The sequence below is a fragment of the Staphylococcus sp. NWU MKU2 genome (assembly GCF_033283605.1).
Lineage (GTDB): Bacteria > Bacillota > Bacilli > Staphylococcales > Staphylococcaceae > Staphylococcus > Staphylococcus haemolyticus.
Genome location: NZ_JAVSMH010000001.1, coordinates 1 through 13,053 on the forward strand (window position 1 = coordinate 1; position 13,053 = coordinate 13,053).

Consider the following 13,053-nt stretch of genomic DNA (forward strand, 5'->3'; position numbering starts at 1 on the left):
TTAGCCAAACGTACAATCAAATACAGTTTAACACCTTATTCAAAAAATTAAAATTGAACGGTTTAGTTAAGTAATGCTTATTTTATTTGTAAATGCTTGACTAATCGTAGGAAGGGAGTCGGACTGAATTCTTCTCAAATTCGTTGTCCAACTCCCAACTTGCTTTGCTTGTAGAATTTTTTTATGAAATTTTCTTCGTTAGGGCCCGCCCACAAGGATGACTAGAACTAAGAAAAGCTTGATTTAAGCGTTTTATCAGTTCAGTCAGCTACAATAAATTGCAAAATAGGATTATTATATTATTTATGTCCCATGTGTTTTCAAAAATATATTTATTAAACTAAAGTTTTAACTACTTCTTGGCATCTTGGACATAAGTGTTCTAATTCACCTACTGAACCTAATTCTTCAGTATAGTTCCAACATCTTTCACATTTTTCACCTACTGCATGGTCAATTCTAATATCACCATGTTGATAAGCCTCTGCATTGTCTACAGAATCTGAAACTTCAACTTGTGAAACAATGAATAATTGTTGTAAATCTTCAAATTGTTGTAAGAACTCTGCAGCTTTAAAGTTGTCGTTATTACCAATTACAACTTTAGCTTCAAGAGACTTACCAATAACTTTATTATTACGTGCAACTTCTAACGCACGGTTTACATCATCACGTAATGCCATGAATTGATTCCATTTGTCAAGCAATGCTTGATCAACTTCAACTACCTTAGGCATGTCAGCTAAATGAACACTTTCTTCTTTTACATGTGGTGTGTGTGTCCAAACTTCTTCAGCTGTGTGAACTAAAATAGGTGCTAATAATTTAGTCATATCAACTAAGATTTGGTATAGAACAGTTTGCATACTACGACGTTTATGCGCGTTTTTCTCTTCAATATAAAGAATATCTTTACCGTAATCTAAGTAGAAATTACTCAATTCAACATTAATAAAGTTTTGTACTTCTTGATAAATATTTAAATAATCAAAGTTATCATAATGTTCAATTGTGCTAGCAGTAAACTCACGTAAACGATTTAGTAAATAACGATCGACTTCAAGTAATTCTGCTTCAGGAATTGCATCAGTATCAGGATTAAAATCATTAATATTACCAAGCATAAATCTTAAAGTATTTCTAATTTTACGATAAACATCAGAAGTTTGTTTTAAGATTTCATCCGAAATACGAACGTCTGCTAAATAATCAGTACTGCTTACCCATAAACGTGCAATGTCAGCACCTTTTTGTTTTACAACTTGGTCAGGAACAATAACATTACCTAGTGATTTACTCATTTTCTTACCTTCTCCGTCCATTACAAAGCCGTGTGATAATAAGAATTTATAAGGTGCTTGACCTCTAGTTGCTACAGCAGTTGTAATTGAAGAGTTAAACCAACCACGATATTGGTCACTACCTTCAAAGTATAAATTAGCTGGGAAACTTAATTCTGGACGATTTTCTAATACACCACGATGTGATGAACCAGAGTCAAACCAAACATCCATAATGTCCATTTCTTTTGTGAAAGTACCATTTGGACTACCAGGGTGTGTAAAGCCTTCAGGTAATAAGTCTTTTGCTTCTTTTTCAAACCAAATATTTGAACCATGCTCTTCAAATAAATCAGCTACGTGGTTAACTGTTTCTTTCGTCATAATGATATCGCCATTCTCGGCATAGAATACAGGTAATGGAACTCCCCATACACGTTGACGAGAAATAACCCATTCTCCACGATCACGGATCATATTGTAAATACGTGTTTTACCCCAATCCACTTTGAAATCTGTTTCTTCAATAGCATCTAAAATATTTTGTCTTACTTTATTAATTGAGGCAAACCATTGTGGTGTAGCACGGAAAATAACTGGTTTCTTAGTACGCCAATCATGAGGGTAACTATGTGTAATAAAGTTTAGTTTTAATAAAGCGTCTTTTTCAGTTAATAAATCAGTAACTGCTTTGTTAGCTTTATCATAAAACATACCTTCAAATTGTCCACCTTCTTCAGTAAACACACCTTTATCATCTAAAGGACTAATAACTGGTAAATCATATTTTTGACCAACGATATAGTCATCTTCACCATGACCAGGAGCGGTATGAACACAACCTGTACCAGCATCAGTTGTAACATGATTACCATTAATTACAAGTGAGATTCTATCTAAGAAAGGATGTTGCGCTTCAACATACTCTAACTCTTTACCTGTAAATTCTTTTTCTAATTGAATGGCATCTTTATCCCATTCTAAAGCTTCTGCTACATCTTCAGATAATGCTTGTGCGATAATATATTTCTTGCCATTCACATTATATTGACCATATTTTAAATCAGGATGAACTGTAATCGCTACGTTAGATGGAATAGTCCATGAAGTAGTTGTCCAAATAATGAATTGAGCATCCTCATCTACTACACCTTTAGTATCTTTCACGTCAAATGCTACATAGATAGATGCAGAACGTTTATCATGATATTCAATTTCAGCTTCAGCTAAAGATGATTCACTTGACGGTGACCAATAAACTGGTTTCTTACCTTTATAAATTAATCCTTTATCCGCCATCTCACCAAATAAACGAATTTGAGCAGCTTCATATTCAGGTTTAAGCGTGATATAAGGATCATTAAAGTCTCCTCGTACACCAAGGCGTTTGAAATCTTTCTTTTGTAATTCAATTTGTTCTAACGCAAATTCCTTACATTTTTCTCTAAATTCAGCAATTGACATTTTTTTGCGATCTACGCCCTTTTTAGTCAAAGCTTGTTCAATTGGTAAGCCATGTGTATCCCAACCTGGAACGTATGGTGCGTAAAAACCTTGCATCGTTTTATAACGTACAATAATATCCTTAATGATTTTGTTTAACGCATGCCCCATATGCAAATTACCATTCGCATACGGTGGTCCATCATGTAAGATGTAAGATTGGTTACCTTTATTTTTTTCTAATGCTTTTTGGTATTGATTGTTAGCTTCCCATTGTTCTTGGATTTGCGGTTCTTTATTTGGCAATCCACCACGCATAGGAAAGTCAGTCTTTGGCATTAATAAAGTATCTTTATAGTTCATAATTGATTTCACTCCTTAAATGTAAAAAGAACTCTAAGTTCAATTAAAAAGGGACGGAATTACCGCGGTACCACCCTTGTTAACTCAACTTAGAGTTCTCTCATATATAATATTACTTTGTAAAAATCAGTGATATAAGAGATAGACTTTTATTAGGCTTACACCAACCCTAATTCGCTGTGAAAAGTTTATTATCTCCTACTTGTCTGACTTATTTTATAACAATTATTTATTTGATGTTGATTCGCTTTGACTCACGCTTGATTGTGAAGTAACGTTCTCACTTGTACTAGTTGAGTCACTTGTACTTAGTGAATTTGATGTACTGTTATTTCTCTCGCTTGCAAGCACACTTTCAGATTGTTGAGATTGAGCGCTAAGTTGTTCTTCAGGTGTAATGTCTTGGCTATTTAAATGTTGGAAATTTTCTTGTGTGACTTTTTCTGCATCGATATCATAGTTTAATAAATAATCCCAATCATCATTTTTAAGTAAATCTAATTGAGCTTCAACTAGCATGCGGAAACGTGATCTGAATATTTTAGATTGACGTTTCATATCTTCAGTTTGGAATGATAAATGACGTGCTTTTTCGATAGCGTCATTAACAATTAAATCTGCTTGTGCTTGAGCTTTACTAATAACAGCTTCAGCTTCTTTATTAGCAGCCAATTTAGTCTCTTCTCCAGCTTGTTGAGCTTGAACAAGAGCATCACTTACTGATTGATGAACTTGTTGATAAGATTTAATATTAGTATCTCTCTCTTCAATTACTTTTTCAAGCTGTTTTTTTTCTTCTTTTAAACGTTCAATTTCATTACTTAATTGATTTAAGTAATCACTTACTTCAGCTGGTTCTAAACCATTTTTCACTTTTGTAAATTCTTTATTTTTAATTTCACTAGGTGTAAAAGGCATCCTACATCCTCCTTAAATCAACATTAAATTGACTTATATTTATTACTTAAATAGCGTTCGATAATTTATGTGTATTTTGTCTTTTTTAGTCCTACCACCTATATCAATGATTTGAGCTCTTCCAAATCCTTGAATAGATAATAAATCATTAGTTTGAACTTGAAAATCTGGTGAATCAATAATTGTGTGATTAACTTTCACACGCTTCTTTTCAATTAATTGTTTCGCTATTGTTCGAGATTTATGAATCATTTCCTTTAAAACGACGTCTAATCTCAATGCACTTACAGTACTACCTTGAATTTTCCAATTCTCTACTGATTGTATCATATCTTTAAATGGAATAGAATTAAGTTTAACTGTAGCACCTTTTATCTTTGTTAATTCCAACATAATATACGATTCTAATTGCTTTGTCAAAACAAATTGAATACTGTCGCCGACAATAATATCACCAACTTGTTCCCTTTCTATTCCTAATGACATAAGTGTTCCTAGGACATGTTGATGTTGTATATTAACAAACTTCTCTGGATAGTTGATTTGAATTAATACTTCTTCAAAGTCAGCTTCCCCAGGTTCAAAATAATTAGGGGCAATGAGACCTCGTTTTCTCTCTGCGTTATCCCCACCAAAAAAAGTCACTTTCATATCTTCATAACTGCCTGTTATGACTTCAAGTATATATTGTCCTCTCGGATCGAGAAAATTTGTCAGAATTGGCGCATACTGCTTTTCAACTTGATCACACTTATCTATTAATTGATCTATTAACCCTTGCTCTTCGTCTCTAAAATGCTGATAAATATCGATTATCTTACACCTCTCTGATTCTAAATTAAATGATAAAAGAGGTTGAAACAACCTCTCATGTATTGTCTCAGCCTCTTAAACATCATATATTATTACATTAAATGAACTATTATCATATTAAAGATACTTCTTAAACCAGCTTGGAATAATACAAGTACAAACAAAGCTACAAGTGAAGAAATATCAATCATCCCTATTGGAGGAATAATCTTTCTAAATGGTTCTAAAAATGGTTCATATAATTTACCTAGTATTTCACCGAACTTAGATTCTCTAATATTAGGTACCCAAGATGTAAAGAAATAAATAATCATTCCAAAGTAATATATTTGAACTAGAAAAATTATAAAATTAAAAATGGTAGCTAGTAAACCTACATCCATATAACGTTCTCCTTATTCGTAGTGTTGCGATTCCATTTGTTCAATATGATCTGTAATACTTCCCGCAACTTCTACATTATCAGGTGTACAAAGGAATATGTCAGTACCTACACGTTGAATATCTCCACCAATTGCATAAACTGTTCCACTTAAGAAATCAATAATGCGTTTAGCTGAAATTTTATCAATACGTTGTAAATTCACTAAAGTAGCACGACGGTTTTTTAATTCATCCGCGATATCTTGTGTATCTGAAAATACTCGTGGCTCGAATAAGCACATTTTTGAACTTTCATAACCACTATAACCTTGCGACGTTTGATTCATTGTAACAACATTTTTGCCGTTTGACTTTGATGGCGGTTGATTCATACGCACATTCCTTTCTTCTGAGTTATAATTTCTTGTTGTTTTCTTTTGTGGTACTGTTTTCAATTTACTTTGATTACTATATGAACGTTCTGATTGTTGCGGTTGATTCTGTTGAACATTATTTGTTTCATTTTCTTCATTCTGAACTACACGACGTTGTCGCTCTTCAGGGCTTTCTACTTCTTCTTCATCATCCATTAGAAAAAAATTATTAAATAAATCTTTAATAGCCACGGGGCTCACTCCTATTCTCCTACAAGTTTAGTCCCAATTCTTATAAATGAAGCACCTTCTTCTACAGCAATTGCATAATCATTACTCATTCCCATAGATAAATAGTCGCATGGTGCATAATCTAAATTAAGGTTTTTGATTTCATCTCGTTTTACTCGTAATTGTTTAAATAACTGTCGAATATATGTAGTGTCTTCTATATAAGGTGCCATTGTCATTAATCCAACAATTTTTATTTTATCATATTGTTCAATTTGTTCTATAAAGTGATTAACTTCATTTAAAGCAATACCATGTTTAGATTCTTCTCCTGAGACATTGACTTGTATGAAGCAGGCAATCTCATGATCCGCTCTTTTATTAATTTCCTTAGCTAAACTAAGTCTATCTAGTGCATGTAGGTAATCAATTTCGTTAATGACTTCTTTTACTTTTCTAGATTGTAAAGAACCTATAAAGTGCATAGTAACATCGTTTGGCAAAGCAGATTTCTTCTCTAAAAAGCCTTCTAATCTATTTTCACCAAAATGTCTAAGGCCAGCATCATAAGCTTCTTTAGCACGGTCTATTGTAACATATTTTGTTACTGCAATCACGTTTGGCAAGGTAGACGCTTCACTATTTTTAAAATGTGATTGTATTTCACTTTCAATGTTTCTTAAATTTTGTTTTACATCCATATTCTACTCAACCTCTTCACCATTTGTTAAGTTTAGTTATCACTAATAAATACATATGCATTTAAATATTTATTATTTATATGACTAATCTAATGAGATTATTTTTGGCCTATAAAGGCCAACATTCTACCTGTTTGACCTTTTTCAACTCGATATGAAAAGAAAAGTGATAAATCCTCTGATGTAGCATAATCAGTTATATATATGTTTTCGAATGGTACACCATAATGATTAAGTAATAGCGCATTAGCACGTTTTAAATCAATACCATGTCGATTCTCTCCACGAGTTTCAATATAATCTTTAACATTAATTGGTAATGTTTCAAACTTCGTTTTAATATCATCGTTTATTTCATATGTAGTTGAAGTAGATGGTCCAATTACAATCTTTAGATCATTATAATCAAAATCAATTTGCTTTAACATTTCACTAACAATTTGACCATATGTACCTCGCCAGCCAGCATGTGCTAATCCTACATAGTGATGTTTTTCACTATAGAAATAAACTGGTACACAATCAGCGTAGCACATCGTTAATAACGTATCAGGGTCATATGTATAAATCCCATCAATACCATACATATCATCTGTTAATGTATCGATGTTAGTTCCACGATGACTTTGCGAAATTTCCATTACTCGATTTTCATGAGTTTGAATTGGAAATACCCATTGTGCTCTTTCAAACCCAATCGCGTCCGCCAACATTTCTTGGTGTTTAGTAATATTTTCAGGATTATCATCCACATATCTTGCCATATTGAATGATGATTCTGGATATAGACTATAGCCACCTTCTCTTGTAGTGAATCCTAATTTAACATGCTTCAAGTCTTGAGATTCATATTTCAAGTGATGGGGATACTTTACAAATTTCTCTGACACGAGATCAAACCACCTTAATTAAAAGTTTTATTTTTGTCGATTTCTAAAAACCTTACTCTAAAATTGAATATAGATATATTATATAACAATCTTCACTTTACTTGAAAGTAAATAAAAAAGGGAGCGAACATGAATCCACAAGTGAATTCGCCGTTCTACTCCCAATTAGGAATGATTAAGACGATAAATACACTTAATCATACAACGAAATATAGACAAAACTTATTTTCAATTAACGTCTAGTTCTTCTAGAACGTCTTTCTTCTCTATTTCTGATAAAGCTAGGAATATCGTCATCTTTAGTAGTATGACTTCTTTCTGATACACTTTCAGAAGAACGAGAGCTTGATGAGCTTTGAGAGAATGATTCTTCTCTTGGCGTACTTGTTTGTGTTGAAGTGCTTGAAGTTGCACTTGTTCCGAAACCAGTACTTGAAGCTTTACGTCCTTGTGAAGTTGGTTTATCTTCAAAACCAGTAGCAATTACAGTTACTACGATTTCATCTTGTAGTTCAGGATTGATAACTGTACCAAAGATCATATTTACATCTTCATCTGCAGCATCTTGCACGATGTCAGCCGCTTCTTGAGCTTCAAATAATGATAGTGATTCCCCACCAGTGATGTTCATTAACACACCTTGAGCACCAACGATTGAAGTTTCAAGTAATGGTGATGAAATTGCTTTTTTAGCTGCTTCAACTGCTCTGTTCTCTCCAGAAGAGACACCAATACCCATTAAAGCAGAACCTTGGTTAGACATAATTGTTTTAACGTCAGCAAAGTCTAAGTTTACTTCACCTGATACAGCGATTAAGTCAGAGATACCTTGAACACCTTGACGTAATACATTGTCTGCTTCTTTAAATGCTTCCATCATTGGAGTTGATTTATCAACGATATCTAATAAGCGATCGTTAGGGATAACAATTAGTGTATCAACTGCTGCTTTCATAGATTCAACACCAGCTGCTGCTTGAGTTGAACGTTTACGTCCTTCAAAACCGAATGGACGTGTTACTACACCAACAGTTAATGCTCCCATTTCTTTAGCAATCTTAGCTACTACTGGTGCAGCACCTGTACCAGTACCGCCACCCATACCAGCAGTTACGAATACCATATCTGCACCTTGGATTGCATCTTCAATTTGTTCACGTGACTCTTCAGCTGCTTTTTTACCAATTTCTGGATTTGCACCAGCACCAAGTCCGCGTGTTAATTTCTCACCAATTTGGATTTTAGATTCTGCTTTAGATAAGTTTAAAGCTTGTCCGTCTGTATTAATTGCAATAAATTCTACATTGTTCATGCCATGGTCGATCATACGGTTAACAGCGTTGTTACCACCGCCACCTACACCGATGACTTTTAATGTCGCTAAATGATTAAATCCTTGTTCAAATTCTAACATTTATATTTCCTCCTAGTCTTTTTGGCCCATCATTCAAATAGAGATTTCATAAGTTTTTTAAATTTGCCCTCTTCTTTTTGAGGTTGCTCTTGATCATCATCATAATGTTCTGTCGTATCGTGATGACTTTCGTTGCTATCATACTTATCATAGTCGTCTACTTTATCTGTTCTTTCATGTGGTTCGTTGTAGTCTTCTTCATAAGTATCTTCATTTTTATTTGACTTACGTTTAAACCAGTCAAATCCACCTGATTTAGAAGTATGTTCTCTCTCGTTATCTTCAATAACTTCTTCTTCAAACTCATCATTATCTTGATAACTCATTGTAACATAATCGAGCAACTCATCAAAAGTGATGCTACTAGATATAGTAGAAATAGCTGATGTAAATTCTGGCTTTCTGATACCCATTTGTGACGGTGTATGAACTCTAATCTTTTCATTTACCATCGTATTAAGTAATTCTTTAACTCCTAATAAGTTTGAAGAACCGCCAGTTACAATGAAACCACCGTTCACTCTAGTTAATCCTAAGTCAACTAATACATCAAACACCTCATCAAAGATATCTTGCATTGTTCTCTCAATTACAGCACTTAAATCTTTTTGAGTATATTCAACTAATTCATCACTGTCTACTTGATCTACACTAAATACATCTTGATCTGATGCAGAATTAGCATAAGCATGACCATATTGATGTTTAATCTTTTCAGCCGTTTCATATGTAGTATTTAGTTCTTCAGCAATATCATCAGTAATATCGCGACCTGATAATTCAATTGAATCAGCGTCTACTAATTCTCCACGCTCATAAAAGGCAATTTGAGTTAAATCTTCACCAATATCTATTACACATGCTCCTAATTCTTTTTCAGTAGCTGTAAGAATTGAGCCGTAATTATAAGCATCTGAATAAACATCTAAAACATCTACGCCACATGATTCTACACATTTAATCATGTTGATTAAGATAGATTTATGAATTGCAATAACTCCTGCTTCAACTCTTAATGAGTGTCTAGCAATCAATTCTTTAGGGTCTGATACTTCATTATCCCCATCCACAATAAAACGAATAGGGAATACATCAATTACATCAGTATCCGCTACATCATTTTTTTGACGAATACCTTCTAGCACTTCTTCAATGTGTGTGCCGTTTATTTCAGTATCTTCATAAAAATCAATTTCATTTGCTTCATCATATACTTCAGTACCTATGATAGGTAATTTTAAGAAAACTTCTTTAATGTCTACACCTGATGCGATAGAAGCTTTTTTAATTGTATCTTTAACTGCTTGTTTAGCAATGTCGAAATCATCAATTAATCCGTTCTTGATACCGCTAGTGTAGGTTTGTCCTGTACCTATCACATTTATTCCATTGTGAAATTTTTCGCCTACTATTGTTTTTACACTTGATGAACCAATATCTATGCTTACATAGTAATGTTCCTCCATAGATAGGCACCTCCTGACAAATTACTATTAAAATACACTATGTTTAGTTTACAATACGTCGTAAGGCTTGTGAACTATAAACACATATTAATATCGAAATTTTTTAATTATTTGAATCTGATTGTTCGTTAATTTTATTTAAAGCGCTTTGTAACTCATCTTTTGCATCAGTTTCTTGTTGTGATTTTTGACGAACATTTTGATCGAATTTTGAATCTCCGCTACTGTTTTCATTATACGGTATAAATGATGCACCTACAGATAAATCTATATAACCTTGGGTTTTCAAGTTACCAGAGTCGTCTTTTGATAAAGATTGTGACATTTGAGGATAATATTTAATTTTATTAGCAATCGTTTTTATGTTGCCAACTACTTGCATATCATCTTGCATATATAAAAGAATTCGATTAGGGTTATTTTGCTTAGGTGCGTACTTAATTTCTGAAATCATATCTCTAATGTCTGGGGACATCTTAGATAAAGATTTAATCATGTTGCTTTTTTCTTCACCTTTAAATCCTTCTAAAATAGGTCCACTTCCGGCAATATTACCATCAAAGTTTTTCAATTCTTGATTTCCTTCTATAATTGGCACATATTTATTCTTTTCTTTAACAACACCCACAACTTGATTTTCAGTTATTTGCACTTTCAACGTATTCGGTAATTGCTTTTTAATTTTCACGTCTTTTATTAAATCATTCTTCTTCAGATTTTGAATACCTTTACGTTTACTATAGGTATACATTCTTGAATTATCTTTTACATCCAAAGCTTTTTCAACTTGACTGTTACTCACATTGTTATTTCCACTAATTTTAATATTAGGAATTCTACTTAGTGGTGTAAACATGTAGAGTAAAAATAAAATTATTAATAATACTAAAAGTGTAATGATAATATACTGAATTCTTTTTTGACGCTTCCTTCGCTGAATTCTTAATTGTTCTTTTCTCTCTTGTGGTGATAAATGATCAAATTGTGTACTCTTGGCATGTTTTTTTCTTTTACGATTGTCATTGAACTCTTTAACTCTATCTTTAATAGATAGCTTATATGTGTTTTCACTAGAATTAGTGGAGAGTCTGTGACTATCATTCGTTTTTGTACTTTCAACGCTTTGAGCATCTTCATCAGATGTTTCGTTAGATTGTTCAATTGCTTCATTTTGTTCCAATTGTTCGGATTCATTGGATTGATTATTAAAGTTATCTTCATCTATTGATTGATTTTGATCTTGTTGTTTAGAGGTCTCATTAGGCTTATTAATTTTATACAATTGAGCGTCATCTGTGGAAATTTTATTCTTATCCTTATGATTAGCATCATGATTTGAAAGGTGTTCTTCATTGTTTAATTCTCGATTTCTTTTTTCAATAAGACTTTGAATCGAGCTCACCTTATTATCTTTACGTCGTTTATCTTTCACTTGATTTCACAACCTTTAATAAGATGGTAAGTGGGCACGGAAACTTTCTATAAATCTTTCACCACGTTCTTCAAATGTTTTATATTGATCCCAACTTGCACATGCAGGTGATAGTAAGACAACGTCATTCGGTTCGACTACATCTTGTACCTTTTTAACAGCGTCTTCAATATCTGTAGCTTTCACCACTAACTTACCTTGACTATTGCCAAGCTTAGCAAATTTTTCTTGAGTTTGACCAAAAACAACCATGACACGTACATTCTTCATATAAGGTATTAATTCATCGAAATCATTACCACGATCTAAGCCACCACATAACCAAACTATTGGTTGCTTGAATGAATTTAATGCAAATTGTGTAGCAAGTGTGTTTGTAGCTTTAGAGTCATTGTAATACTTGTTAGTGCGATTTGTACCTATATATTGTAATCTGTGATCTATACCAGAGAATGTCGTTAAACTATCTATAATTGCTTTTATTGGAACACCAGCTAAGATTGAAGCTAATACTGCAGCTAGAATATTTTCTAAATTATGTTCCCCAGGTAATACTAAATCATCTATATTAATGATTCTTATTCCTTTGTAAACAATAAACCCATCTTCAATATAAATACCGTCTACTTCTTGTTGAGTAGAGAAATACAATGTTTTAGCTTTCAAATTTTCAGACTCAATTAAATGTCTTTGATGATAATTACATATTAGGTAATCATTTTCTGTTTGATTTTTGTAAATCTGTTTCTTTGCGTTTTGATAGTTTTCAAGTGTTTCGTGATAATCTAGATGAGCAGAATATATATTTGTGATAATCGCAATATGCGGACGATATTGCTCTACACCTAATAATTGGAATGAAGATAATTCAGTTATTAGATATTCATTAGGTGAGGTTTCTTGTGCTACTTTAGATGCTACATAGCCTATATTTCCAGAGAGTCTCCCAGTCAATCTACTTTTCTTAAACATATCGCCAATTAAAGAAGTCGTAGTTGTTTTACCATTAGTTCCAGTTACAGCTATAATCGGTGCTTCTGATATTAAATAACTTAATTCTACTTCAGTTAATATTTTTAAATGTCGCTGATATGCTTCCTGAATTATAGAAACTGTATAAGGAATACCAGGATTTTTTACTATAATTGGCTCATTATCTAACAGTGATAAAGGATGTCCACCATCAACTATTTTAACTCCTAGCGCCTCTAAATCCTTGGCATGAGGATCTTGTGACAAGTCTTTGCCATCATTTACAGTCACATTGGCACCTAATTTGATTAATAATTTAGCTGCTTCATATCCGCTTTTGGCTAGTCCTACTACAAGAACATCTTTATTTTCTAATCCTGTATAATTGAGCAT

The 13,053-nt window shown here is 32.8% G+C and carries 11 protein-coding genes; all 11 read right to left on the reverse strand.

What is annotated here, in order from left to right; genetic code table 11:
- Window positions 1-335: 335 nt before the first annotated feature.
- On the reverse strand, window positions 336-3,086 hold the full coding sequence (gene ileS, locus SBL15_RS00005) for an isoleucine--tRNA ligase (RefSeq protein WP_317954748.1): 2,751 nt from the start codon (window positions 3,084-3,086) through the stop codon (window positions 336-338).
- A gap of 225 nt (window positions 3,087-3,311) precedes the next feature.
- Window positions 3,312-4,004 (reverse strand): DivIVA domain-containing protein, encoded by a 693-nt coding sequence (locus SBL15_RS00010; protein WP_107611897.1) that lies wholly within the window; start codon window positions 4,002-4,004, stop codon window positions 3,312-3,314.
- Window positions 4,005-4,046: 42 nt separating this feature from the next.
- Complete coding sequence (locus SBL15_RS00015) at window positions 4,047-4,868, reverse strand: RNA-binding protein (RefSeq protein ID WP_202111982.1); 822 nt, start codon at window positions 4,866-4,868, stop codon at window positions 4,047-4,049.
- Window positions 4,869-4,909: 41 nt separating this feature from the next.
- Window positions 4,910-5,200, reverse strand: coding sequence for a YggT family protein (locus tag SBL15_RS00020; RefSeq protein WP_011276010.1), 291 nt, complete (start codon window positions 5,198-5,200; stop codon window positions 4,910-4,912).
- Between the two features lie 12 nt (window positions 5,201-5,212).
- Window positions 5,213-5,806: a cell division protein SepF gene (locus SBL15_RS00025; protein ID WP_107611896.1), complete on the reverse strand. Its 594-nt coding sequence runs from the start codon at window positions 5,804-5,806 to the stop codon at window positions 5,213-5,215.
- Window positions 5,807-5,817: 11 nt separating this feature from the next.
- On the reverse strand, window positions 5,818-6,486 hold the full coding sequence (locus SBL15_RS00030) for a YggS family pyridoxal phosphate-dependent enzyme (RefSeq protein WP_107611895.1): 669 nt from the start codon (window positions 6,484-6,486) through the stop codon (window positions 5,818-5,820).
- 98 nt (window positions 6,487-6,584) lie between these two features.
- Window positions 6,585-7,376, reverse strand: a complete 792-nt coding sequence (gene pgeF / locus SBL15_RS00035) for a peptidoglycan editing factor PgeF (protein WP_107611894.1) — start codon at window positions 7,374-7,376, stop codon at window positions 6,585-6,587.
- Window positions 7,377-7,608: 232 nt separating this feature from the next.
- Window positions 7,609-8,790, reverse strand: a complete 1,182-nt coding sequence (gene ftsZ / locus SBL15_RS00040) for a cell division protein FtsZ (protein WP_011276014.1) — start codon at window positions 8,788-8,790, stop codon at window positions 7,609-7,611.
- A gap of 29 nt (window positions 8,791-8,819) precedes the next feature.
- Window positions 8,820-10,256: a cell division protein FtsA gene (gene ftsA / locus SBL15_RS00045; protein ID WP_317954751.1), complete on the reverse strand. Its 1,437-nt coding sequence runs from the start codon at window positions 10,254-10,256 to the stop codon at window positions 8,820-8,822.
- Window positions 10,257-10,359: 103 nt separating this feature from the next.
- Window positions 10,360-11,688 (reverse strand): cell division protein FtsQ/DivIB, encoded by a 1,329-nt coding sequence (locus SBL15_RS00050; RefSeq protein ID WP_317954753.1) that lies wholly within the window; start codon window positions 11,686-11,688, stop codon window positions 10,360-10,362.
- A 15-nt stretch (window positions 11,689-11,703) separates the two neighbouring features.
- Complete coding sequence (murD, locus tag SBL15_RS00055) at window positions 11,704-13,053, reverse strand: UDP-N-acetylmuramoyl-L-alanine--D-glutamate ligase (protein WP_107613256.1); 1,350 nt, start codon at window positions 13,051-13,053, stop codon at window positions 11,704-11,706.